19 protein-coding genes are annotated in these 24,122 nt (G+C 55.9%); 12 read left to right on the top strand and 7 right to left on the bottom strand.

The features are described 5' to 3' along the window. Positions 1 to 5: 5 nt before the first annotated feature. Positions 6 to 746, bottom strand: coding sequence for a histidine utilization repressor (hutC, locus tag HKD28_RS14575; RefSeq protein WP_194263200.1), 741 nt, complete (start codon positions 744 to 746; stop codon positions 6 to 8). 98 nt (positions 747 to 844) lie between these two features. Then, on the bottom strand, positions 845 to 2,083 hold the full coding sequence (hutI, locus tag HKD28_RS14570) for an imidazolonepropionase (RefSeq protein WP_194268951.1): 1,239 nt from the start codon (positions 2,081 to 2,083) through the stop codon (positions 845 to 847). 128 nt (positions 2,084 to 2,211) lie between these two features. Here hutI and HKD28_RS14565 point away from each other — a divergent pair, with 128 nt between their 5' ends. From HKD28_RS14565 to HKD28_RS14545, 5 genes are all read left to right on the top strand, one after another. Continuing rightward, positions 2,212 to 3,573 carry a formimidoylglutamate deiminase gene (locus HKD28_RS14565; RefSeq protein WP_194268950.1) on the top strand — a complete coding sequence of 454 codons (1,362 nt, stop codon included), beginning with the start codon at positions 2,212 to 2,214 and terminating at the stop codon, positions 3,571 to 3,573. Between the two features lie 21 nt (positions 3,574 to 3,594). After that, positions 3,595 to 4,410, top strand: a complete 816-nt coding sequence (hutG, locus tag HKD28_RS14560; RefSeq protein WP_194268949.1) for an N-formylglutamate deformylase — start codon at positions 3,595 to 3,597, stop codon at positions 4,408 to 4,410. Positions 4,411 to 4,496: 86 nt separating this feature from the next. Next, positions 4,497 to 6,182: a urocanate hydratase gene (hutU, locus tag HKD28_RS14555; protein WP_194263204.1), complete on the top strand. Its 1,686-nt coding sequence runs from the start codon at positions 4,497 to 4,499 to the stop codon at positions 6,180 to 6,182. Between the two features lie 7 nt (positions 6,183 to 6,189). Further along, positions 6,190 to 7,737, top strand: a complete 1,548-nt coding sequence (hutH, locus tag HKD28_RS14550; protein ID WP_194268948.1) for a histidine ammonia-lyase — start codon at positions 6,190 to 6,192, stop codon at positions 7,735 to 7,737. 22 nt (positions 7,738 to 7,759) lie between these two features. Beyond that, positions 7,760 to 8,905, top strand: a complete 1,146-nt coding sequence (locus tag HKD28_RS14545) for an alpha-hydroxy acid oxidase (RefSeq protein ID WP_194268947.1) — start codon at positions 7,760 to 7,762, stop codon at positions 8,903 to 8,905. Here HKD28_RS14545 and HKD28_RS14540 read toward each other — a convergent pair. The 3 genes from HKD28_RS14540 to HKD28_RS14530 are packed head-to-tail and all read right to left on the bottom strand — an operon-like array spanning position 8,898 to position 12,002. Then, positions 8,898 to 9,431, bottom strand: a complete 534-nt coding sequence (locus HKD28_RS14540; protein WP_194268946.1) for a HutD/Ves family protein — start codon at positions 9,429 to 9,431, stop codon at positions 8,898 to 8,900. The genes HKD28_RS14545 and HKD28_RS14540 overlap by 8 nt on opposite strands. Continuing rightward, a complete protein-coding gene (locus HKD28_RS14535; protein WP_194268945.1) occupies positions 9,428 to 10,834 on the bottom strand; it encodes an FAD-binding oxidoreductase in 1,407 nt (468 codons plus the stop codon). Before HKD28_RS14535 ends, HKD28_RS14540 begins: the two co-directional genes overlap by 4 nt. A gap of 13 nt (positions 10,835 to 10,847) precedes the next feature. After that, complete coding sequence (locus HKD28_RS14530; protein WP_194268944.1) at positions 10,848 to 12,002, bottom strand: histidinol-phosphate transaminase; 1,155 nt, start codon at positions 12,000 to 12,002, stop codon at positions 10,848 to 10,850. Between the two features lie 409 nt (positions 12,003 to 12,411). Here HKD28_RS14530 and HKD28_RS14525 point away from each other — a divergent pair, with 409 nt between their 5' ends. The 6 genes from HKD28_RS14525 (at position 12,412) to HKD28_RS14500 (ending at position 20,858) form a co-directional block, all read left to right on the top strand. Next, positions 12,412 to 14,937 (top strand): TonB-dependent receptor domain-containing protein, encoded by a 2,526-nt coding sequence (locus HKD28_RS14525; protein WP_194268943.1) that lies wholly within the window; start codon positions 12,412 to 12,414, stop codon positions 14,935 to 14,937. Then, positions 14,937 to 16,340 (top strand): purine-cytosine permease family protein, encoded by a 1,404-nt coding sequence (locus HKD28_RS14520; RefSeq protein WP_194268942.1) that lies wholly within the window; start codon positions 14,937 to 14,939, stop codon positions 16,338 to 16,340. The genes HKD28_RS14525 and HKD28_RS14520 overlap by 1 nt, the downstream gene beginning before the upstream one ends. Then, positions 16,282 to 16,848, top strand: coding sequence for a RidA family protein (locus HKD28_RS14515; RefSeq protein ID WP_207729018.1), 567 nt, complete (start codon positions 16,282 to 16,284; stop codon positions 16,846 to 16,848). The genes HKD28_RS14520 and HKD28_RS14515 overlap by 59 nt, the downstream gene beginning before the upstream one ends. 77 nt (positions 16,849 to 16,925) lie before the next feature. Continuing rightward, the gene (locus tag HKD28_RS14510; protein WP_194268941.1) at positions 16,926 to 18,380 is read left to right on the top strand and encodes a M20/M25/M40 family metallo-hydrolase; all 1,455 of its coding nucleotides are present in this window, start codon (positions 16,926 to 16,928) and stop codon (positions 18,378 to 18,380) included. 31 nt (positions 18,381 to 18,411) lie between these two features. Next, complete coding sequence (locus HKD28_RS14505) at positions 18,412 to 19,902, top strand: amidohydrolase family protein (RefSeq protein ID WP_194268940.1); 1,491 nt, start codon at positions 18,412 to 18,414, stop codon at positions 19,900 to 19,902. Then, positions 19,899 to 20,858, top strand: coding sequence for a CobW family GTP-binding protein (locus HKD28_RS14500; protein WP_194268939.1), 960 nt, complete (start codon positions 19,899 to 19,901; stop codon positions 20,856 to 20,858). The genes HKD28_RS14505 and HKD28_RS14500 overlap by 4 nt, the downstream gene beginning before the upstream one ends. An 81-nt stretch (positions 20,859 to 20,939) precedes the next feature. Here HKD28_RS14500 and HKD28_RS14495 read toward each other — a convergent pair whose 3' ends face one another. Together HKD28_RS14495 and HKD28_RS14490 are read right to left on the bottom strand one after the other, a co-directional pair. Continuing rightward, a complete protein-coding gene (locus tag HKD28_RS14495) occupies positions 20,940 to 21,626 on the bottom strand; it encodes a D-lyxose/D-mannose family sugar isomerase (RefSeq protein WP_194268938.1) in 687 nt (228 codons plus the stop codon). A 36-nt stretch (positions 21,627 to 21,662) separates the two neighbouring features. Then, positions 21,663 to 22,991 carry an MFS transporter gene (locus HKD28_RS14490; RefSeq protein ID WP_207729017.1) on the bottom strand — a complete coding sequence of 443 codons (1,329 nt, stop codon included), beginning with the start codon at positions 22,989 to 22,991 and terminating at the stop codon, positions 21,663 to 21,665. A gap of 115 nt (positions 22,992 to 23,106) precedes the next feature. Between HKD28_RS14490 and HKD28_RS14485 the strand changes: the two genes are divergently transcribed. After that, positions 23,107 to 24,033, top strand: a complete 927-nt coding sequence (locus tag HKD28_RS14485) for a LysR family transcriptional regulator (protein ID WP_194268937.1) — start codon at positions 23,107 to 23,109, stop codon at positions 24,031 to 24,033. The last annotated feature ends 89 nt before the right edge of the window (positions 24,034 to 24,122 follow it).

The raw sequence follows: 24,122 nt of genomic DNA, 5'->3' as shown, positions 1-24,122 counted from the left end.
GGAGTCTAAAAATCGTCTGAGGAAGATTTGCGTCGGCCGCCCAAGCTGTATCGGCTCCCTGGATAGGTGAAGATGCCTTTCATGACGACGCGGCCTTTGACCCATGTGCGCCGTACAAGCTGGAGGCAGGGGGCGTGGGGGGGGATGTCCAGCAGGGACTGCAATTCCTGAGTGGGGGCGACAGCGAAGACAATGTGCTCAATCTCGTCAGGGCCGGAAATATGATAAAGATGTCGGTGAGGGTGGGTAAGGGTGAAATCCTGCTGAAGGTATTCAGGTGCGAATGCAGGAGAGACGAAACGCTCTTCTACCTGCAGCGGGATATCATCTTCGAAATGGACGATCACCGAGTGAAACAGTTTGCTCCCTGGCCGCATATCGAAGGAAAATGCGAGGTCGATGTCAGCACGGATGGCTTCCAGTGTGATGACCTGGGCAGTGTGGACATGGCCTGAACTCAGAATGTCATCGGCAATATCGTGAAGTTCCAACAGATCGGCTTTTGGCGCAGGGCGTGAGACAAATGTTCCCACACCCTGCGCGCGGACCACGATTCCTTCGGTCATGAGTTCGCGAAGTGCCCGATGGACCGTCATGCGGGAGACGCCGAGGAGTTCGACCAGTTCGCTCTCGGAAGGAAGCTTTTGACCCTCTTTCCACTCTCCGTCCTGAATACGCTCGGTAATATAAATTTTGACCTGCTCGTAACGGGCAGGAGATCGTTCCCGGGAGACGTCTATCTTCATGTCGCGGGCTGTCCTTCAGCTAGAGAGCGGCAATCCCAAAAACATCCTGGCGAAACTGTAATTAAGACAAGAGGTTGTATGGATAAGGTTATGTAATTTTATATCACAGGGTCCAGTTTACCGTCAAAAATTCGATGAAGCGGTCTTCTGCCTCCGATCCAGTATGAAAGTTCGTGTGGCCCAGCGATATCCCATAGAAGCATATCCGCCGCCTTTCCTGTTGTGAGCGTGCCGGTGATGTTCTGAAGGCCGAGCGCCTGGCTGCCGATCCGGGTCACGGCGGACAACGCCTCTTCCGGGGTCATGCGGAAGAGGGTGCAGGCCATGTTCATGATACCGGTGAGACTGACGCTTGGAGAGGTTCCGGGATTGCAATCCGTAGCAAGTCCCATCGGAACATTGTGTTTTCGGAACAGGTCCACGGGGGGTATGCGCGTCTCCCGGATGAAGTAGAAAGCTCCGGGGAGCAGCATGGCGACCGTGCTGGCTTTGGCGAGTTCCATGACATCGTCTTCCACGACATATTCCAGATGGTCGGTCGAAAGAGCGCCGTAGCGGGCAGCCAGCCTTGTTCCCCCACTGTTCGAGAGCTGTTCGGAATGGAGACGGACGGGAATTCCCAGCTCATGTGCCGCCATGAAGAGGCGTTCGATCTGATCGGTGGTGAAAGCAATATTTTCACAAAAACCGTCAATGCTGTCGATCAGCTTTTCTTTCACGGCCTGAGGGAGAATGTCCGTGATGAGATGGGAGACATAATCGTCCTGACGGTCCCTGAATTCCGGTGGCAGGGCATGTGCGCCGAGGAAGGTTGCATGAACGCGTATAGGCAGGGCGTTCCCGATGGCACGGGCAACGCGGAGCTGTTTAAGTTCGTCTTCCAAGGTAAGGCCGTAGCCAGACTTCATTTCGACGGTCGTCGTGCCTTCGGTAATCATGCGGCGTACGCGGCGGGCCGTTACGTCGAAGAGTTCGTTTTCAGACACGCTGCGGGTTGCATTGACCGTCGAGAGAATACCGCCGCCCTTGCGCGCGATTTCTGCGTATGAGACGCCATTGAGACGTTCCGCAAATTCCAGACTGCGATCGCCAGCGTAAATGACATGGGTGTGGGCATCCACAAGGCCGGGCGTCATCCAGAGGCCATGTCCCGAACGGATATCATGTGCCAGAGCCTGTGGAGCTTCAGGAAGGTCGCGGGCGGCCCCGACCCAGCAGATCCGTCCGTTTTCAATACCGATGGCCGCGTTGTGGATGCAGCCATAACCGTCCTTTTCCGACATCAGTGCCGGATCGGCAGTTGCGACATGAATGTCTGTCCAGAGCGTATCCCACATTCGCTTTCTTCCTTGCGGCATCAAATCCGCTGTGGTGGTATATACAAGTCTTATAATTCCATTATCATCATGCAACCAATGGAAAAAGCAAAGACTTTCCGTGTGCTGAGGGAAGGAATGTTGAGGTTATGGAACTGTTTGCTGAGCAGGCGCTTCTGCCGGACGGCTGGCGTAGAAATGTAAGGATTTCTGTTTCTTCTGCCGGACGGTTTGACGCAATCGTCCCGGACGCCGATGTGCCTGACGGGGCTGTACGCAAAGCGATTGTTGTTTCGTCACAACTGAGCCTCCATTCTCATGCGTTTCAACGGGGCATGGCAGGGTTGGCGGAAAGCCGTCAGAATCCGGCAGATACGTTCTGGACCTGGCGTCGGCTGATGTATCAGCTTGCCCATCGCATTTCGCCCGAGCAGATGCAGGATATTGCAAGCTACCTGTATATGGAAATGCTGACGGCTGGATATACGCAGGTCGCGGAGTTTCACTATCTGCATCATGCGCAGGGTGGCGGATCCTATGGGCAGGTGGCGGAAATGTCTCTGCGGTTAGGGGGGGCGGCGCATGCGGTTGGGATTGGCCTGACGCTTTTGCCGACGCTTTATGAGCGCGGCGGCTTTGATGGTCGTCCTTTGCAGGAGGCGCAGGAGCGTTTCGCGACGACGCCTGAACTCATTGAGAAGATCATCAGCGAGACCCGGTCGGCTTGGTCGGAAACGCCGCTACTCTCTGTAGGGCTGGGACTGCATTCGCTGCGTGCGGTCAATCTGAAGACGGTTGCAGATCTTCTGTCTGCGCAGACAGGGCCGGTGCATATCCATGTGGCCGAGCAGCAGAAGGAAGTGGAGGAGTGCATTGCCTCCGTCGGCGCGCGGCCTGTGGAATATCTTTTGTCTCAGGCGGATGTGGGTGAGCGGTGGTGTCTGGTTCATGCGACCCATTTGTCATCTTCCGAAGTTGTGGATATGGCGCGTTCCGGAGCTGTGGCGGGGCTCTGTCCGATTACGGAAGCCAATCTGGGAGACGGTCTGTTCCCGCTGGCATCTTATATGAATGCGGGAGGCCGTTTCGGAATCGGGAGCGACAGCAATGTGCTGATCAGCCCCTGGGAAGAGTTACGGACTCTGGAATACGGTCAGAGACTTTTTACGCAGACGCGATGCGCGGCTCTCCCGGCCGAGGCGCTGGGATCTACGGGGGGATGGCTATATCGGCAGGCGCTGGATGGCGGACGTCGTGCCTGTGGGTTGGAGTCCTGGGGGCTGGTTGTCGGAGCGCGGGCTGATCTCTGCGTGCTGGATGAGGACCTGTTGCCGCTGCCGTATCTTCAGGACGATGCCGTTCTTGATGCTGCTGTTTTTGGATCACGCCAGCCTCCCGTGAAAGATGTGCTGTGTGGTGGTCAGTGGTGCGTGCGCGATGGACGACACCTGAACCATGACGCCGTAACGGCGGCGTTCCGACGTACCGTGCGGGTTCTTCTCGATCTCTGATTCCATAAGGAAATCCTGACCATGACGGATATTTTTTCCTTTGTTCGCGGGGCCATGCCGGTGCTCGTGACCTTCCCTCATTCCGGCTCTCATCTGGCCCCTGGCATGGAGCGGCGTATGACAGAGCGCGGGCGTCAGTTGCCCGATACCGACTGGTATATGGAGCATCTTTATGCAGGCGCCTTGTCGAAGGGCCTGGGCGTGTTGAAGGCCAATCATTCCCGTTATGTGGTGGATCTGAACCGGGGCGCGGATGATGCGGCACTTTATCCGGGACGTCCAAGCACGGGGCTTGTGCCAGCGCTGACATTTGACGGGCAGCCCATTTATCGGGCCGGGCAGGAGCCTGATGAAAGCGAGATCGCCGAGCGCCGGGAAACGTACTGGCGCCCCTACCATGATGCTGTTGCGCAAGAGCTTGAAAGATTGCGCCAGAAATGGGGATGGGCGGTTCTGTGGGACGGGCATTCCATCAAATCCACGATTCCCCGGTTGTTTGAGGGTGCGCTTCCGGATCTGAATCTGGGGACCAATAGCGGGCAGTCCTGTGGCGGGGAACTCCAGACGCTTCTGGAAAAACGGTTGGCTGCGAATGTGGGGTACAGCCACGTCGTCAATGGCCGTTTCAAGGGCGGATACACGACGCGACATTATGGGCGGCCCGAGCATGGAATCCATGCGGTCCAGCTCGAAATTGCGCAGTCCACCTATTTGCGGAGCGAAGAGGCGCCGTGGCCGATTGATCTGGAGAAAGCGGTGCGCCTGTCCCGGATGATCGACAGTCTGCTTGAAACTGCGTTGTGCTGGAGGCCGGAGACGGCACATTCGGGAAAATAAATCCCGATGTCATTTCATAAATGGATTGACAATTCCGCAGAGCGATTTGAGTATTGGTATATACAAGTTCATACAGGATGAAGCCCATGAGTGATCCCGGCAACCGCCTTTCGAATGATCGTGTCATCCGCGCCCCGATTGGCCCTGAGCGTTCGGCAAAAAGCTGGCAAACAGAGGCGGCCCTCAGAATGCTGATGAACAATCTGGATCCCGAGGTCGCGGAAAAGCCATCCGAACTCGTTGTTTATGGCGGCATCGGTCGGGCTGCCCGAAACTGGGACTGCTACGACAGGATTGTCGAGGCGCTGCGCGATCTGGAAGATGACCAGACGCTTCTGGTGCAGTCCGGTAAGCCGGTTGGTGTGTTCCGGACGCATGCGGATGCCCCGCGTGTGCTGATCGCGAACTCCAATCTCGTGCCGCACTGGGCCACCTGGGAGAAGTTCAACGAACTCGATCGGGCCGGGCTCATGATGTATGGGCAGATGACGGCAGGGTCGTGGATCTATATCGGCTCGCAGGGCATCGTTCAGGGGACATACGAGACCTTCGTGGAAATGGGACGCCAGTATTATGGCGGCAGCCTGAAAGGGCGTTGGATCCTGACGGGCGGTCTGGGCGGCATGAGTGGCGCGCAGCCTCTGGCGGCTGTCATGGCCGGTGCGTCCATGCTGGCGGTTGAATGTGAACCGTCCCGTATCCGCAAGCGTCTGGAGACGGGATATCTGGATCGTCAGGTCGATACGCTTGATGAGGCTCTGGCCATCATTCAGGATGCCTGTGCGAAAGGTGAGGCGGTTTCCGTGGGGCTTCTCGGAAATGCCGCGGAAGTCTTCCCTGAACTGGTGCGGCGCGGCATTCGTCCGGATGGCGTGACGGATCAGACCTCTGCGCATGATCCGCTGAATGGCTATCTGCCGGCAGGGTGGTCGCTGGAGCAGGCTGAAAAGATGCGGATTACTAATCCGGCGGCAGTCGAGAAAGCCGCGCGGGAGTCCATGCGGCTTCAGGTTGAAGCCATGGTGGCATTCCACCGTCAGGGTATTCCGACCTTCGATTACGGCAACAACATCCGCCAGATGGCTTTTGATGAGGGTCTGGAAGACGCCTTTGCCTTTCCGGGCTTCGTGCCGGCCTATATCCGACCGCTGTTCTGTCGGGGTATCGGTCCGTTCCGCTGGGCTGCGCTTTCGGGAGATCCGGAAGACATCTTCAAGACGGACCAGAAGGTCAAAGAGCTGCTGCCAGACGATAAGCATCTTCACAACTGGCTCGATATGGCACGGGAAAAGATCCACTTTCAGGGACTGCCCTCGCGTATCTGCTGGGTTGGTCTGGGGGACCGTCACCGCCTCGGGCTGGCGTTCAACGAAATGGTTGCCAGTGGCGAACTCAAGGGCCCGATCGTGATCGGTCGTGATCATCTGGACAGTGGTTCGGTCGCCAGTCCGAACCGTGAAACCGAGAGTATGCGGGACGGATCGGATGCCGTGTCCGACTGGCCGCTGCTGAATGCACTTCTGAACACGGCATCGGGCGCGACCTGGGTGTCGCTGCACCATGGTGGCGGCGTCGGCATGGGCTTCTCCCAGCATTCCGGTATGGTGATCGTAGCGGACGGTACGCCCGATGCGGCGCGGCGTCTGGAACGGGTGTTGTGGAACGACCCGGCTACGGGGGTCATGCGACATGCGGATGCCGGTTACGATATTGCAACAGATTGCGCCCGCGAGAAGGGCCTCGACCTTCCCATGATCACGCGCGGAGCCTGAGACCATCATGACGACCAGCATTTTTACACTCACGCCTGGCAAGATCACGCTTAGCGATCTGCGGGGCTTCTATTTCGGGCAGATGGATGTTCGCCTTGACGATGCGACCTTCGAGGTTCTGCAACGTGCAGCAGAATCCGTGGAGCGTATCGTCGGGCGTGGCGAGCCGGTTTATGGGGTGAATACGGGTTTCGGAAAACTCGCGAAGACCCGTATTCCCGATGATCGCCTGCGGGATCTTCAGCGCAATCTGGTGCTGAGCCATGCTGCGGGGATCGGCCAGCCGATGCCGGAGCGTGTGGTCCGGCTCATCCTGCTGCTCAAGGCCAATGGACTGGCGCGCGGCTATTCGGGTGTGCGTCCGCAGATCGTGCAGCTTCTGCTGGACATGCTGAACCGGGGGGTTGTGCCCGTCATTCCGGAAAAGGGATCGGTCGGGGCTTCGGGCGATCTGGCTCCGCTGGCGCATATGTCGGCCGTGGTGATCGGCGAAGGTGAGGCATTTTATGAGGGGCAGCGCCTGAAGGGTGACGAGGCTCTGAAAGCTGCCGGACTTGAACCTCTGGTTCTGGGAGCCAAGGAAGGTCTGGCTCTTCTGAATGGCACGCAGGCCTCTACGGCGCTGGCGATTGCAGCGCTTCTGGATGCCGAGCGTCTGTTTCACGCGGCTCTCATTACAGGCGGCCTGACGCTTGATGCGGCACGCGGCACGGATGCGCCATTCGATCCGCGTTTGCATGAACTGCGCGGACAGAGGGGACAGATCGAGTGCGCCGCGGTTTATCGTTCGCTGATGCAAGGCTCTGCCATCCGCGCGTCGCATCTTGAAGATGACGAGCGCGTTCAGGACCCATACTGCCTGCGGTGTCAGCCTCAGGTCATGGGAGCGTGTCTGGACAATCTGCGTCAGGCGGCGCGGGTTCTGGTGATCGAGGCGAATGCGGTTTCGGACAACCCGATCCATTTCCCGGATACGGACGAAATGATTTCGGGTGGTAATTTCCATGCCGAGCCTGTGGCCATTGTTGCGGATCTCATGGCGATTGCCGTGTCCGAAGTGGGCGCGATTGCAGAGCGGCGTCTGGCGCTGCTGGTCGATGCGCAGATGAGTGGCCTTCCGCCATTTCTGGTGCAGGACAGCGGGTTGAATTCGGGCTTCATGATCGCACAGGTCACGGCTGCGGCCCTGGCGTCCGAAAACAAGACTCTGGCCCATCCGGCGAGCGTGGACAGTCTGCCGACGTCGGCCAATCAGGAGGATCACGTCTCCATGGCGACGTTTGCCGCGCGTCGTGTCGGCGATATCGTGGATAATGTCCGGACGATCATTGCGGTTGAATATCTGGCGGCCGTACAGGGGCTTGATTTCCTGGCCCCCCTTGAAACATCTTCGCCACTGCTTGCCGTCGCGAAGACATTGCGGAAAACTGTGCCTTTCTTTGCGCAGGACCGCCTGTTTACGCCGGATATGGAAGCGGCCCGTACGCTCATCATTGACGGCGCTCTGAAAGACTGTGTGGGGTCGGGTGTCCCCCTGCCTGTTTTTGAAGACTGATCAGATCGGGAGAATAACGGGGATGAACTATCACGGCATCGCGGCGCTGCATCGTCGGGCTGATAAAGTTCTTCCCCGTATTTTTCGTGATTATGTAAATGGCGGTTCTCACTCGGAGCGTACCGTCCGCGCCAATCGTCTGGCCTTTGACCGCTGGGCGGTTGTTCCGAAATGTCTGGTTGATGTTTCAGCCTGCGATCTGTCCGCGCCTTTTCTGGGAAGCACGCACCGGCTTCCCTTCATGTTCGCACCGCTGGGGTTTGGCGGCCTCATGTGTCCGGACGGCGAACTCCGGGCTGCGCGGGTCGCGGCTTCGGCGGGTTTGCCGATGGCGGTGTCTACATTCGCCATCCAGTCGCTGGAGACGCTCTCCCGGGTGCCGGGGGTAACGCTCGCGGCACAGATTTATGTCTTTCGCGACCGGGGGATTACTCGCGACATGCTGCGTCGGGCGGAGGACTGCGGCATCCGGACCATCATCCTGACGGTTGATACGCCGATCACGCCGCTCCGGCTGCGCGACGTCCGCAATGGTTTTCGCAATCTGACGCGTCCGTCCCTGCGGCATATCCTGTCCATGGCCACGCATCCGCGCTGGACGGCGGGGATGCTGAGGAACGGGATGCCGAAAATCGGCAATCTGGCGCCCTACGGCATGGGGAGCACGCTGATGGAACAGGCAAGAAATGCGGCGTCCCAGATTGATCCAACCCTGACCTGGAAGGATCTGGAGTGGCTGCGCTCTGTCTGGCCGGGGCATCTTGCTGTCAAGGGAATCATGGATGCGGGCGATGCGCTGGCCTGTCAGAAAGCGGGCGCGCAGACGGTCATCATCTCCAATCATGGGGGACGGCAGATGGACCCGGCCCCGTCATCGCTTTCCGTCCTGCCGGATATTGCCGAAGCCCTGAAGGGTGAGACGGAGATCATTCTGGACGGAGGTGTCCGCTGGGGTGGGGATGTTGTCACCGCTTTGGCGCTGGGTGCTCAGGCCGTAGGGATCGGGCGCCCCTGGGCCTGGGCGCTTGCCGCGGGGGGCGAGAGAGGGGGTCGCAGTCTGGTGAACGGGCTGGGCGACGAGATCCGCGATGTCCTGCGTCTGGGCGGGATGGTCGATCTTGTGTCGCTTCGCTCTCAAGGCAGGGCGATGCTTCGGTCTGTCAGCTGATACCGTAGGCGATCTGACCCGGTTTCAGGATGGTCAGTTCAAACGGAGTTTCGCTAAGAAAAATGTCGCCAGGAGCGAGTGTGTCGTGCTGCTGGTGCGTCAGGACGTTCCACTCTCCCGTGACGGGGATAAAACCCCGCAGGCTCCCCGCCGGGGGATTTTCTGGTGTGATCGTGATCAGGTTCGGACCGTTTCTGTCCGCAGGACGCATGAGGTTCAGAACCTCGACCGGACCGTCAAGAGGTGTACCCGTCAGCGGCAGGGTTCCGTCAAACTGGATGAGGTCACCGGGTTGGCCTAAAACAAGAGGCGGTGCGTCGGACGCGGGAAGAAGACGAACGCCATTTCCCGCCAGAAGTCCCATTTGTCTGAACAGACCCGGGAAGCTGGAGAATGGCGCAGCCCGGCTTATGGTGGCGACGCTCAGTCGCCATTCAGGCCGTTCAATCAGCAGTCGGGTTGTGCCAGCGCCGTTCTTCCAAAGGGTGCCGGGGAGGCTGTTCAGACGGATGTGGCGCAAGGTCATGGGGCGTCTGCGGGAACGAGTTTTCCGGGGTTGAGAATATTCTTCGGGTCCAGAGCGGTTTTAATGGCGCGCATGACGGAGAGGGCTGCGGGGTCGTGCTCTTCTGTCATGAAGAGCTGCTTTGCGAGACCGATCCCGTGTTCGCCACTAGCGGAACCGCCGAGTGAGAGGGCGCGGCGGATGATTTTATGGTCCAGTTCGAGGGCACGTTTTTCGGCATCCGCGTCATTGGGCGGGATCAGAATGACAGTGTGGAAATTGCCGTCACCGACATGGCCGACAATGGGGGCTAGCAGGCCGGAAGCGTCAATATCGGATCTGGCGCCTGTCATGAGTTCCGTCAGGGCAGCAATGGGGACAATGGCGTCGGTTGTGATGCCTTTGTAACCGGGGCGATACGCCATACAGGCCCAGAAAGCATCATGGCGTGCTTTCCAGAGACTGTTACGTTCTTCAGTAGCGGTGGCCCAGCGGAAAGACTGTCCGCCCTGACCTTCCACAAGATCTCGCAGCACGGCTTCCTGTTCCGCAACACTGGCGGGTGAACCTGTCAGTTCGAAGAACATGGTGGGGAGGGCCTCATAGCCCTCAAGATGGGAATACTGAATGCAGGCATCCATCTGGACGTCGTCGAGCAGTTCCATCCGTCCGACAGTCAGACCGCACTGGATGACAAGAACGGCCGTTTCCACGGCGCTGGCCAGTGTTGGAAACTGGCAGACCGCAGCGCCTACGGCTTCGGGGATGGGATGGAGTTGCGCCTGCACTTCCGTAATCACGGCCAGCGTACCTTCCGAGCCGATGAGCAGGCCGGTCAAATCATAGCCCGTGGCAGCCTTGCGGACGGCACCGCCTGTATGAAGGATGCGCCCATCGGCCAGAACGGCCGTCAGGCCCAGGACATTCGCCCGCATGGTGCCATAACGCATGGCACCGGTTCCGGAGGCCCGGGTGGCGCACATTCCACCAAAGGTTGCCTCTCCGCCGGGATCGACCGGGAAGAAGAGGCCCTGTGTCCGTAAATGGAGGTTCAGATCCTGCCGTGTCACACCAGCCTGAACGCGACATGTCAGGTTTTCGGTCGAGACATCGAGGATGTCCGTCATCATGGAAAGATCGAGACTGATGCACTCCGGAACAGGTGTGAGCTGTCCTTCAAGAGAGGTTCCGCCGCCGAAGGGAATGACGGGAACGTTTTCCTCATGACAGATTTTCAAGGCGTCCGACACGTCCTGCGTGGTGCGGGCGAACAGAACATAAGCCGGCAGGAGGGTCTGATCCGGGTGACGCCACCCTTCTCCATGAGCGTGATGCTCCCGGACCGTCGCGTTGGCCGTCAGGCGATCTCCGAAAAGAGGGGTGAGACGCCGGGCGGCGCGTTCGGCGGCGGAAGAACCGATCATGGCGCTTTCCTTTTCAGGCTGCAGAAGAATGTAAGGGTTTGCGGACATGGTCGAAGGCCTGCAGAAAGGCATGACTGTCTTCAGAGCGCGCAATGCTGACCCGGATCCAGTTCTCGTAGCCTGTTTCCTTCCAGGGTTTGACGATAATCCCGTGTTCGAGAAGACGCCCTGCAAGATTTGAAGCAGATTCGCGTGCGTCGAAGAACAGGAAGTTAGCGAAAGACTGTGCGACGAAATAGCCGCGCTTTTCCAGAGCCGATTTCAGGGCACGACCTTCGGTGAGGGTTGAATCCACCGTCCTGAGCATGTGGTCCTGATCGAGCAGGCTCAACCGGGCCATTTCCAGCGCTGCGCTATTGCTGTTGAACGGATCGCGGACCCGCGTCATGACGGCCGTAAGTCCGGGATCAGACGTCAGCGCGTAACCAACGCGCAGTCCGGCCAGACCGTAAGCCTTCGAGAAGGTTCTCAGAACCATCCATGGGCGGGACTGTTTTTCGAGAATGGACAGACTATCGGCATAATCCTGGCTGGAGCGCGCATATTCCCAGTACGCTTCATCAATGACAATCAGCGTGTCCGCCGGGCAGGCATCGATCAGTCCCTGCATGGCATCGCCTGTCATCATGCAGCCGACGGGATTGGAGGGGTTTGAGAACATCAGGACTTTGAGGGGGGCAGATGTCACGGCCTGATGCAGGGCAGGAAGATCGAAACGGGCCTCCGGCGTCATTGGAATCGCCTCTGCCCGGGCTCCCATCATTTGCGGCCAGATCAGATGCAGCCCGAAGGAGGGTAGAACCGTGACGAGGCGATCTGCGGGGGACAGGAAGGCTTCGCAGATCATACGGATAATCTGTTCGGACCCGTTTCCGATAACAATCCGGTTTGTGTCGATTCCGGTCTGTCGTGACAGCTCTTCCCGCAGTCCCTCCGCGGAAGCATCCGGATAGCGGAACAGGCTGGATGCAATTTCGGCCCAGTGGCCCAGAGCAGCAGGTGACGGCCCATAAGGGTTTTCGTTGCTCCCCAGCTTGGTAATCCGGGAAACCCCGTATTTTGCCCTGACGGCCTCTTCCGATAGGCCGGCATTATAGACTGGGAGGTGACGGACTTCAGTCCGGGCCAGGGAGAGGGAAGATGTCTGGCAGTCAGAAGCGGCAGTCATGCGATGGCTCCACGGGAAGAAAGGAGGGTATTGTCTATCTTGTAAAGACAACCATAGATTCTTTGGGATATCCAGAGCTGGAAAGGATCATAAGGCTGTTTTTCTGATCTTTTGTATAGCTTTTTCAGAGGGGGGAGGGAGCGCTGCTTCTGAAGAGGTGGAGGAGGATTAAAATATTGATTTAATGCGATTTAACTGGATCTTCCAGAGGGTGGTCTGGGGCGTCTGAATGGTGTCGGCTACAGTATGGGGAGTAAAAAATCGGTTCGATACCAGAATAGACATAGACAACCCTTTTTTGGAATGACATGGTCTAATCTGAAAAGGCGACATGCCTCTCAGTTCTCTTTGTGGCCTGTCAGCGGCTGATCGTGTCTCCTCAACGACTGCTTTGGGAAAGTACGGGAAGATGATGTCTAAAAATAACATTCCATTACCGGACCATGAAACCTGTTGTTTTCCCGTTTCAGGAGTGAGACTCCAGTCGGACAAGGCACGAAAAGGAGCGTCTTCATTTCTTGTCTGGGTGCTCGCGACGACTGCATTTTCCTGTTGTTCAGCTCAGGCCGCCGTTTCCAAGACGCAGGCCCATACTGCGACCCATCATAATGCAGGCAAGACACCGCAGGCGGTTCCTGCTCGCCCGAAGACGGCACGGGCCCGGCGCGTCACCGCGCGTGAGGCACTGGAAAGCGAGAATATGCAGGTGACGGCCCGGCATGTTCCTCATGGTGCCGTTACAACGGTATCAGCGGCAGCATTGGCAGATGCTGTGCCTGGCACCAACCCACTCAAGATTCTGGCACGTCAGCCGGGTATAATGTTCCAGTCTGACGATCCGCAGGGTGTGGATACCTGGTCTACCCAGTTTTATATGCACGGTTTTCTGCAAAATCAGATCGGCATGACGCTGGATGGCATGCCGCTGGGCGATCAGGAGTTCCATACGTTTAATGGTCTCAATGCCGTCAATGCCATTTCGGCTGAGAATGTTGGACGTCTGGATGTTTCCATGGGGGCCGGGGCTGAATCTGTCGCCAGCACAAGCAATCTGGGTGGTTCTGTCGAATATATTTCCTCCGATCCTAAGCGCAAAGCGGGTGGCCTTGCATCACAGACATTTGGTTCAAATAACGGTTTTCATACGTTCCTGAGAATGGATAGCGGCGATCTGAACAAGAGCGGAACGCGATTTTACGTCTCTTACATGCGGAACGCGCAGGACAAATGGAAAGGGGGCGGCGACCAGTTTGGACAGCAGGTTAATGCAAAATTCGTTCAACCTATTGGTGAACGGAGCAGTATTTCGTCTTTCTTCGATTACAACCTGACGCAGAGTTACCTGTATCAGGATATGTCCTTCGATATGCTGAAGAACGGCGGATACAGGATCGATAATTTCTACGGAACTCCCAATGCTTACAGGAAAGCGTATTTGTCCGCGCTTTCGGCAAATGGTCTGCCGGGAGGGGCATTGCCACCGGGTTATTCAAAGATGTCCGATCCGTGGGATGCCTCATATTACGATGGCGCACTGGTCGAACGTGATTATCTTGGGGGCCTGAAGGCCAATCTGGCTCTGACGGACCGTCTGAGGTGGGAAAGTGTCGTATATGGGCATGGTCAGTATTTGCGTGGAACATGGGCGAACCCGTATGTTTCTTCCCCGAATGGCGCGCCGCTAATTGATCAGGCGACCGTAACCCACTCTCAGCGTTTTGGTTTTACCTCTGCGCTTCATTATGAAATTGCACATAATGATATCAGTGGCGGCGTCTGGTACGAAAACTTTCATACTGATGTCGGGCGTTTCGCTTACGAGGAGCCATTGCTTTCGGATGTGGAATCCGGAAAGGCCAAACCTGTTAATTCGGTGGGAGAACTTCCCGATCCATATGCCACGCTATGGGGGCAGAACTTTAATTCGAACAGCTTTACGGCTTTTGTGCAGGACACTTACCATGTCCTTCCCAATCTTTCCCTGCATTTTGGTTTCAAGTCACTTCTGCAGACCGTGAGAGGCGGACAATACGCCAATGACGAGAGTTATACGGGCGTTGGACAGATTGCCGGTGGCAGCATCACGACCGCCCGGGCGTTTCTGCCGCATTTCAGCGGGGACTGGCATTTCCTGAAGCATCACGAGCTGTTTTTCGATATTGCCGAAAATGTAAAATCCTATCCTGTTCAGGCGTTCAAGGAAGGAGCGTCGCCCTTTTCCGTCTCGCAGTCTGCCTATAACCAGCTGTTGCAGCATGGGGGACTGAAGCCTGAAACCGACTGGAATTTTGCCGTCGGGTATCGCTTCACGCACAAATATGCACTGGCGTCGGTATATGCCTATAGAACGAATTTTCACAATCGTTTGCAGCAGGTGACGTCGGGTTCGATCGTCAATCCCGTTTCCACGGTTGCAAACGTCGGCGGCGTGACCATGAACGGTGTGGATGCCGGGCTCACAGTGATGCCCGTCAAAGGACTCTCACTGTATAACAGTATCAGTTACAATCATGCGACCTATGACAATAACGTTACGGAAACCGGAACGACCTATCACATCAAAGGCCAGCAGATCGTTGCCTATCCGCGCTTCATGTATAAAGCCAGCCTGGCTTACGAGTGGCAGAATTTTTCCGCACATCTCGATACCCAGTTCCTCGGTACGCGCAATTATAGCTATACAGGGGATATGAAAATTCCTTCTTACTGGATCGAAACGCTGGGTGCCCGGTATCGCTTCGGCAATCTTGGAAAATATTCCAAAAGCCTGAATTTTGTGCAGAACCTGACGTTCGAGTTCAACGTCTATAACCTGACGAATACGAAATATATTTCTACGATGGGAGAGACAGGAATTCCGATGTCCGGTGACTATCAGTCGTTTCTCGTTGGCGCGCCGCGCCAGTATTATGGCACGCTCAAGGCTGAATTCTGATGATGACACAGGGTCGCAGGGCTGAGTTCAACCCGTCCGTCGAAGTCCATACGATCTACCGGATTCCGACGGAACACCGGCATGGACGTGTCCGCGACCTGTTTACGGTCTGGTTCAGTACGAACATGACGCTCCTGACCATCGTGACAGGGGCGTTAGGGCCAAAGATTTTCGATCTGTCCCTGATCTGGGCGATTGTGGCGGTTATAGCGGGTAATCTGGTCGGCGCGGTTTTCATGGCGCTTCATGCCGCGCAGGGGCCAGTGCTCGGTGTGCCGCAGATGGTGCAGAGCCGGGGGCAGTTTGGTGTCTGGGGGGCAGTGCCCATTATCGTTCTAGTCGTGCTGATGTATATCGGCTTTGCGGCCTCGAACTGTGTCGTTGGCGGCGAAGCGCTGGACGACGCACTCCCTCTGCTCGGGCGCATTCCCGCAGTTCTTCTGCTGGCGTTTATCAGTCTTGTCCCGTGTATTTTGGGGTATGGTGCCATCCATGCCTGTTCGAAGGTCGTGACGTGGCTGTCCGGAATTGCGGTCATGTACTGTCTGATCGTGGGGTTCTGGCATATGCCGATCACACTTCTGACGGAAATGCACGGCTCGATTGCTGGTTTCTTCGGCATGTTTTCGATCTCGGCGCTCTGGCAGATCGCCTATGCGCCTTATGTTTCAGACTCTTCACGGTATCTGCCTGAGGATAGCCTGTCCGTCAGGAACACATTCTGGGCGAGTTACGGGGGCACCGTCCTGGGGACGATTTTGCCGATGGTTCTGGGGGCCTTTCTGGTTCTGCAGTGGCCCGGGGAGAGCGTTGTGCAGTCCTTGGGGCATCTGTCGGGGGCGTGGGGAGCTCCGGTTCTGGTCGTTCTGTCCGTATCGATCGCTCTGGCCAATGCGATGAGTGTCTATTGCGGGGCGCTATCAAGTATCACGATCATTCAGACTTTTCTGCCCGAATGGCGCGCCGCATTAAAAAGCCGGGTGATACTGACATGCGCGCTGCTCGGACTGTCTCTTTTCTTCGCACTGGGAATGGCGGACAGCTTCATGAAGTCCTATGCCGCTTTTCTGGATATACTCATGGCCGTCATGGTGCCGTGGACTGCGATCAATCTATATGATTACTATATCCTGCGTCATGGAGATTATGATGTTGAGTCGTTCTTTCAGAAAGACGGCGGCATCTATGGTTATGTAAACTGGGCCGCTGTTGGAAGTTATGTTCTGGGTGTTCTGGTTGAAATCCCTTTTCTGAAGAATGAATTCTTTACAGGGTTTTTGGTCCCCTATGTTCATAAGGTAGACGTTTCCTGGCTGGTCAGCCTGATTGTAACCACTCTGTTTTATGCATTCGTATCTCGAAGGAGCAGCGTCGGTGATATCTCCCGCACGTCTTCCTGCTGATATATCACGAGGCGGCTGGTGCCGATGGTGTCAGTTCGGTCTGCTTGTTGCCGGGGTCACTGCGTGCGGACAGGACGCGTCTGGGCAGTCCGTTCAGCGTTATTCTGATCCGAAAGATGATTTTCCGATTTCGACGGCTGTTCAGGTCCCGGCCGGATCAGCAACGGTTTATGTCTCAGGGTTGGGTCCTGCGGCGGACAGGATATCTGGCACCACAACCGCTGAGCAGATGCAAAGTGCATTGGATCAGATCTCGGCGGCCCTGAAACATTACGGGATGACGCTTCAGGATATCGTGCAGATGCATGTCTATCTGGTCGCTGATCCACGGCTGGGACATATGGATTTCGACGGCATGATGCAGGCCTATCGGGCCCGGTTCCGAAGCGCTTTTCCTGCACGGACCGTCATTGAGGTTCCGCATCTGAGTAATCCTCACTGGCTTGTCGAGGTGGACGTGATTGCATCCAGAAGCGATGCAAAAGATAAAAAAATTCCTACGGAATGATGTTCTGGTGCGGTTTTAAAATGGCGCCGGATCGTGGTTTTGACTTTGAATTTTCAGGCAATCAACAGGAGTAGAGCATGAACGTAATCAAACGGACGCAGCTTTCCCGAAAGCGGATTGGCAAGGCCGTGCTGAAAAGCGGCTTTCTGCTGCTGGCTGGCGATCTGATGCTCGAGCAGGCGCTGGGTGCACCTGAAAATCATACCACCATCCATCAGGCCGCAGCCGATCAGGCTCTGGATCTGGCTGAAAAATCCATTGCTTTGCGCTCAGTGGCAGGGCCGGGCAACCAGACGCCGGACGTGGCCGCATTGTTCCGTGATGCGCTGATCAAGGGCGGCTTTGCGCCATCGGACATTACCATCACCCCTTACAAGGATACGGCCTATCTGATCGCCCGCTGGCCCGGTCAGGACCCGTCCCTCAAGCCGCTGGTGATTTCGGGACATATGGATGTCGTCGAAGCCAAGGCCTCAGATTGGACGCATGATCCGTTCAAGCCACAGATTGAAAACGGCTATCTTCTGGGCCGGGGCTCAACGGACATGAAGCTGGATGACACGCTGGCCATTGCTGCGCTTCTGGAACTCAAACGCGAAGGTTACAAGCCGCGACGGGATATCATCCTTGAGTTTTCCGGGGATGAGGAAACGACGATGGCGACGGGCGCCATCATTGCGGACAAGCTCTCCAATGCCGAGCTGGTTCTGAACATGGATGGCGCAAACGGGACACTCAGTGAGAAAACGGGCAAGCCGGATTATTTCACCTGGGAAGGAGCGGAAAAGAATTATGCAGATTTCCGCCTGACCGTGACCAATCCAGGGGGTCATTCCTCTGAACCGCGACCGGTCAATGCGATTGACGAACTTGCGGTAGACCTTCTGCGCATTCAGCAATATCGTTTCAAACCAGAGGTGAACGAGCTGAGCCGTAGCTATTTCCAGAATGCCGCCCGCTGGCAGAAGCCTGAAATGGCTGCGGCCATGAAAGCTTTTGCGAAGAATCCTGTGGATGAAAAGGCCATCCTTACCCTTTCTTCGGATCCGTCTTACATTGGCCGGATCGGGACGACCTGCGTTGTGACCATGATCGATGGCGGTCATGCGCTCAATGCTTTGCCACAGAAAGTGACGGCGAATATCAACTGCCGGATTTTCCCGGGCCATCCGCGCGCTGCCATTATGGAAGAACTGCGCAAGGCCGCGCAGGACCCGTCCATGAAGATTGAGGACGCAACGGAGGGATCGGTCCAGACTGCGGCCTCTCCTATGCGTCCGGATGTGGTCAAAGCCATCGAGCACGGGATGCAGGTTGCCTACCCGGGAGTAGCCGTCTTCCCGGCGCTGTCGTCCGGCGCGAGTGACAGCATGTGGTTCCGCTCTCACGGTGTGCCCAGCTACGGGATCAGCCCGATTTTCATCAAGAACTCGGATTCCTTCATGCATGGTCTGAATGAACGTACACCGGTGGCCAGCATTGCGCCCGCTCTGGAAGATCTTCTGGTCATAATTCCGGACCTGTCTCACTGAGAGGGGCCGGATCGTGTGAGAGGTTGAGTATTTGTTCGATCTCGTGATCCGTAACGGTCTGCTGGTTGATCCTGAAACAGGTCTGGAGCAGATCGGGGATGTAGCGGTGCGGGACGGCGTTATTCACCGTGTTGGTGCTGTTTCCGGCATGGCTAAGCGTGAAATCGATGCGACAGGGCTCGTGGTGGCCCCTGGCTTCATCGATCTTCACGCCCATGGGCAATGTATTGCGTCCGATCGCATGCAGGCGTTTGACGGAGTGACAACCTCTCTGGAGCTGGAGGTCGGTATTCTGCCGGTTTCTGACTGGTATGCCCGCCAGCAGGAGCGTGGCCGGGTTCTGAATTATGGCGCGTCGGTCGCGTGGGCCTTCGCGCGGATTAGCGCAATGATCGGTCGGCCAGTAGAGCCGTCTCTTTCGTTCATGGGGAAATGTTATGACGACCCCCGATGGAGCGAGAATACGGCGAGCGTTGCGGAACTGAGGACTATTCTGTCGCTCGTCGAACAGGGGCTGGAGCAAGGCGGTCTGGGCATCGGGATCCCGCATGCCTATGTGCCCGGAGGTGGTGCAAAAGAGCTTGTGGAGCTGTGTTCGCTCGCAAAGCGGCATGAGGCTCCGACCTATACCCATATTGCCTATTCTTCGAACATTGACCCGCGCAGTTCCATCGAGGCCTATACCCGTCTGATCGGATATGCGGGCGCGACAGGTGCGCATATGCATATCTGTCACTTTAACAGCACGAGTCTGCTGGATATCCGCCGAGCGGCCGAGCTTGTTTCCACTGCACAGAAGCAGGGACTGAACATCACGGTTGAGGCCTATCCCTATGGGACAGGCTCTACCGTCATAGGGTCGCCCCTGTTTGGAGAGGCCGCGTTCAGGGAGCGAACCGGCAGTGCATATACATCAATCCAGAAAGTTGATGACGGCCATCGGTTTAAAAGTCGGCAGGAAATTCTGGACGTGCAGCGGGAGCGGCCCGATACGCTTGTGCTCTGGCATTTTCTTGACGTGCAGAGCAACCCGTCGGCGCAGGACCTGCTGGATGTATCCGTTCTCTATCCGGGAGGCGTGATCGCATCCGATGCCATGCCCTGGACGCTCCCGGATGGCTCCGTTTACGAGGGTAAAAGCTGGCCTCTTCCGGAGGAGGCCGTGTCTCATCCCCGTTCGTCAGGGACTTTTTCCCGCTTTTTGCGAGAGTATCTGCGGGAGCGCCACAAGGTTTCACTCTGTGAAGCCATGCGTCGCTGTTCGCTAGGGCCAGCAAGGATTCTGGAGACGGTCTGCCCGCAAATGGCGCGGAAGGGGCGTTTACAGGAAGGATGTGATGCCGATATTGTCGTTTTTGACCTCAGGAAGATAACGGATCGTGCAGATTTCGCAGCCATGAATCGCCCTTCGGAAGGCGTACATCATCTGCTGGTCAATGGTCAGAGCGTGATTTCGGAGGGCGAACTCAACCGGGACGCTTTTCCGGGGCAGCCGGTTCGTAAGCACGTCGGGGTACTATGAGGCAGGGCTCTGGTCTGGAACAGGCTGCGGCAGTCCCGGTATATGTGGTCGGAGGTTTTCTGGGTGCGGGGAAAACCACTCTGCTCAATCGGCTGCTCAAAACGCAGAAACGTCGTCGTCTGGCCATTCTGGTCAATGATTTTGGGGCGATTGATATTGACGGATTACTGGTGGAGCGGCGGGATAGCGATGTTCTGACGCTGAAGAACGGCTGCATCTGCTGCTCTATGCAGTCGGATCTGTTCTCCACGCTGAAGATGCTTCTGTCTCGCAGTCCCGTGCCTGAGGCGATTTTTATCGAATGCAGTGGGGTTTCGAAGCTTCAGGAAATGCGCAGGGCGCTGGCAGATCCTATTTTGTGGCAGTATGCGGCTCTGGAAGGCGTGATCTGTGTCGTCAATGTACTTGATGTGATTGCGCAAAGCGGGATCACAAGAGATCTTTTGTGGAAAGAGCAGATCCTTTTTTCGGACATGACCGTCCTGTCCCATACGGAAAACCTTGGGAAGGATGCTATTCAGGAAGCAGAAGCAAAACTTCAGGCGCTTCATGGCGGGGCACCCGTTCTGTCTTGTGCGGACAGTTTCCTGACCTATGAGGCTCTTTTTCGTCTTCTCGAAGGGAAAACGGAAAAATCTTTTTTCCGGGCTGAGGATGACGTGAATGACGACTTCATCAGTCTTGCATGGCGGCGGAACTCGCCGGTGGACCTAACAGGCTTCCGCACTGTAATTGACCGCCATGCTGCGGTTTTGCTTCGGGCGAAAGGGATCCTGTATCTCGCTACAGCTCCGCAGCGTGCGTTGCTTTTGCAGATGACGGGAGCGCGAATTACCATTGGATTAGCGCCTGAGAAAGCTCTGTCTGATCCAGATACCCGGCTTGTCTTTATCGGTCGGCAAGGAAGATTGGACCCACAAGCGCTGAAAGACGATCTTGATGCCATTTCCGCCTGAGTACAGGCGTTGGGCCAAACGCTGCATCGTCAATCTTGAAGAACAGGAGAAAAGAAATCTTCGTTTCTCCTGTGATATATTTCAGGAAATGTCAGGATATTCGTTGCAGAGAAAGTAACGCCGTTCCTCGTCTTCATCTATTTCTGGAAAACGCGCCGAGGGCTCAAGAAAGAAATTGTCTTCATGGTCGTCACAGAGAGACGAAACCTCACCGCTGACCGTGAGACCACTTCCATCTTCGCCCCAGAACTGATGGATTGTGCGGGGAGGAATACAGACACTCTGTCCCGGCTTGAGCCGGACGAGGTCACCCGGATTGAGCTGACGGACAATACCGTCAACATGGATGGGGAAACTTTCCTGCGCAGGCTTGTTGTCTGCGCCTGCTTTTGTGAGCTGCACTAAAATAACGCCGCCTGCACGATTGATGATGTCTTCCATTTTCGTGCGATGAAAATGTGCGGGCGAGCGTTGTCCTTCTGGGTCGAGAATCAGTTTTTCAGCATAGCTCTTCGTATAACCCGGACGGCGAAGCGAACCATTTCTAAGAGTGAACAGGGTACGGCCGATCCGTGTAAAATCACCCTGTCCAAAATCCGTTACATCCCATCCCAGCATGCAGTCACGGATCTCATTCGCTTCATGGCCCTTTGTGGCCCAGTCCTTTGCAGACCAGTAGGCAAAGTCAGGGAGGCTGATGCTATGTTTGCGAAAGGTATCGATTGCCAGATCGATGCTCGAATTAATCTGTGAGCGTTTGAGCAGCATTGTCTTTTCCTTACAAAGAGGACGAAATAATCAGATTCAGGTAGCGGAAACACCCGGATGCGCTCCGGAGAGCTCGGGAGACCGTTGATTTTTCTGGGTAGGATGGCTTTTGAAAAAAGCCATCAGAATGGCTGCCGTCAGAATGAATGCCGACATGAAAGCGAAGCTGAGGCTGACGCTATGGGTTCGCGCCTGAATGTATCCAATGATCCAGGAACCGAGAAAGCCGCCCAACGCACCTGCGCTGTTGATGACGCCCATCGCAATCCCGGCGGCTTCACGGGGGAGAATATCCGGAGCGATGGCAAAAAACGGCCCAAGTGGCGCCTGCATCGTGGCGCATCCAAGAACCATGCAGAGATAGGCGAGGGTGAAACTGTATTCGGCCAGCCAATAGCTGCCGAAGAAGCACAGCGCCGAAACAACCAGAAGCGGCCAGACAATATTTTTGCGGATCTGATAGTGGTCTGAAATATACGAGACGACGATCATCAGAACTACGGAGGCTGCATAGGGTCCGGCTGCCAGCAGTCCGGTATTTCCCATACTTGAGCCGCCACTATGGATAATATCGGGCAACCACATGATGAAACCATAAGCAGTCACGCTCCATAAAAGAAGTTGAGCGCTCAAGTTAAGCGCACGTCCGTCTGTGAGGACCGACCATATGCTTGCGTGACGCTCCGGAATTTCGCGCTGTTCAATGGCGAGTTGTTGAGCAAGAGCTTCGCGCTCTTCGACTGTTAGCCATTTTGCCTGAGAGGGATGGTCAGACATTGTCAGGATCCAGACAAATGCCCACAGAACGGAGGGAATTCCTTCAATAATGAAGACGTTCCTCCACCCATATTGAGAAATGAGATATCCGGTAATTGCTGACATCCACAGTACGGTGACCGGATTACCAAGTATGAGATAAGTGTTCGCACGAGAGCGTTCACTGCGGGTAAACCATTCCGTCAGCAGGATCAGCATGGCCGGAATGATCAGACTTTCCATACTGCCGAGGAGAAAGCGATCCAGAGCCAACAACCAGAAATTATTGATTAATCCGGTAAGAGACGCCAGAACGCCCCAACCCAGAATGCAGAAAAAGATCATTCTCGTTGGGCTATGCCGACGCGCATAAGCGGCAGCAGGGACCTGAAACGAAAAATATCCCAGAAAGAAAAGCGATGCGAGCCAGGCCGCACGGTTGGGCGAAATCTGCAAAGCCTCGTTAAGGCCTGCTGCCGCCCCGAAACCGTAATTTGTGCGATCAAGGTAAGCAAGGCTGTAGGTTACGAACACGATCGGCATGATGCGCAACCAGCGACCGGACGGACGTGTTCTGGAAAGATCAATGGGCATGAGAGACCTCGTCACACGTTTTCCTGCTCCATCGAGCGGGTGATCACGAAGTTCTTTCCGGTTCCGAGGCAAACTTCCAATTCTATTTCACGATGAAACTGATCACAGGGCATGATCAGGAACCCATATCATGGAACTCAAACATCTCCGTTCATTCTCGACACTCGGCGAAACGCTGCATTTTGGCCGTGCTGCGGCAAGGTTGAACATTGTCCAGCCCGCTTTGAGTGGTCATATCAAACATCTGGAAGAAGAAATCGGTGTCCAGCTTGTAGATCGGTCACGGAATCACGTTTTTATGACTCTCGCCGGGCAGAATTTTTTGACAGAGGCCCGGCGTATTCTCTCGATCCTTGATGAAGCACAGAAATCAACCAAACATATTTCTGCCGGGACTGTTGGGAGTATCCGTCTTGGTTTTGTCTCCTCCATTATTCCCATGTTTGGTGGAACGCTTTTCCGACATTTTGCGGAGCGGTACCCCTTTATCCAGTTTGATCTGATGGAAATGAATTCGGTCCGTCAGGTTGAGGCGATTGCAGAACATCGACTGGATATTGGGTTTGTACGTCTGCCTCTTCAGCATCTGGAGGTTGATATTTGCTCCATTGGGAAAGAGCAGTTTTTTGCTGTTTTGCCTGCTTACCATCCCTTGGCAAAGCGTGCCTCGTTGATTGCGTCCGACCTGAGTTCGGAAACGCTTCTGATGCTGGAGCGCGAAAATGCACCGGGTTTTCATGACGCTTTGCTCAGCAGTTTTTATCAGAACGGTCTGGTTCCGCTTGAAATCAAATATTTTCATGAGTTCACAACAGCCATTCATCTGGCATCTCTGGCAGGGCTCGGCGTTGCGATTGTTCCTGCCAATGCCACTTACACCGCGCCGTCTGAAATTGTTCGAATTCCATTGGATTTGGGAGAGACGTTTTCGGAAATCGGGATGGCCAGTCATGGGAAGAAAACCCCTCTGGCGCGCAATGTCTGCCTTCTTATTGAGCGTTTTGTGTCTGAGGCCTCGCCGTGCGGACAAGGTGGCAAGATATCACTTGGGATGTAGTGTCGTTACACAATCATCTAATATCACATAAAAATGTTTCGAATCGTCCGATATATGGTTTCAATCCCATATTATGGGATGTATATGCG

Origin of the sequence: Gluconobacter cadivus (genome assembly GCF_015244745.1) — a bacterium.
In the GTDB taxonomy this organism is placed as follows: domain Bacteria; phylum Pseudomonadota; class Alphaproteobacteria; order Acetobacterales; family Acetobacteraceae; genus Gluconobacter; species Gluconobacter cadivus.
The sequence above is the reverse complement of the archived record's forward strand: the minus strand, read 5'-3'. Positions and strand labels throughout refer to the sequence as shown.

Coding starts and splice junctions, on each gene's coding strand:
- HKD28_RS14565 (WP_194268950.1), top strand. CDS start 2,212: ATGGAACTGTTTGCTGAGCAGGCGCTTCTGCCGGACGGCTGGCGTAGA.
- HKD28_RS14510 (WP_194268941.1), top strand. CDS start 16,926: ATGAACGTAATCAAACGGACGCAGCTTTCCCGAAAGCGGATTGGCAAG.
- HKD28_RS14500 (WP_194268939.1), top strand. CDS start 19,899: ATGAGGCAGGGCTCTGGTCTGGAACAGGCTGCGGCAGTCCCGGTATAT.
- HKD28_RS14495 (WP_194268938.1), bottom strand. CDS start 21,626: ATGCTGCTCAAACGCTCACAGATTAATTCGAGCATCGATCTGGCAATC.
- HKD28_RS14525 (WP_194268943.1), top strand. CDS start 12,412: ATGATGTCTAAAAATAACATTCCATTACCGGACCATGAAACCTGTTGT.
- hutG (WP_194268949.1), top strand. CDS start 3,595: ATGACGGATATTTTTTCCTTTGTTCGCGGGGCCATGCCGGTGCTCGTG.
- hutI (WP_194268951.1), bottom strand. CDS start 2,083: ATGTGGGATACGCTCTGGACAGACATTCATGTCGCAACTGCCGATCCG.
- HKD28_RS14540 (WP_194268946.1), bottom strand. CDS start 9,431: ATGACCTTGCGCCACATCCGTCTGAACAGCCTCCCCGGCACCCTTTGG.
- HKD28_RS14535 (WP_194268945.1), bottom strand. CDS start 10,834: ATGATCGGTTCTTCCGCCGCCGAACGCGCCGCCCGGCGTCTCACCCCT.
- hutU (WP_194263204.1), top strand. CDS start 4,497: ATGAGTGATCCCGGCAACCGCCTTTCGAATGATCGTGTCATCCGCGCC.
- HKD28_RS14545 (WP_194268947.1), top strand. CDS start 7,760: ATGAACTATCACGGCATCGCGGCGCTGCATCGTCGGGCTGATAAAGTT.
- HKD28_RS14520 (WP_194268942.1), top strand. CDS start 14,937: ATGATGACACAGGGTCGCAGGGCTGAGTTCAACCCGTCCGTCGAAGTC.
- hutH (WP_194268948.1), top strand. CDS start 6,190: ATGACGACCAGCATTTTTACACTCACGCCTGGCAAGATCACGCTTAGC.
- hutC (WP_194263200.1), bottom strand. CDS start 746: ATGAAGATAGACGTCTCCCGGGAACGATCTCCTGCCCGTTACGAGCAG.
- HKD28_RS14530 (WP_194268944.1), bottom strand. CDS start 12,002: ATGACTGCCGCTTCTGACTGCCAGACATCTTCCCTCTCCCTGGCCCGG.
- HKD28_RS14485 (WP_194268937.1), top strand. CDS start 23,107: ATGGAACTCAAACATCTCCGTTCATTCTCGACACTCGGCGAAACGCTG.
- HKD28_RS14515 (WP_207729018.1), top strand. CDS start 16,282: ATGCATTCGTATCTCGAAGGAGCAGCGTCGGTGATATCTCCCGCACGT.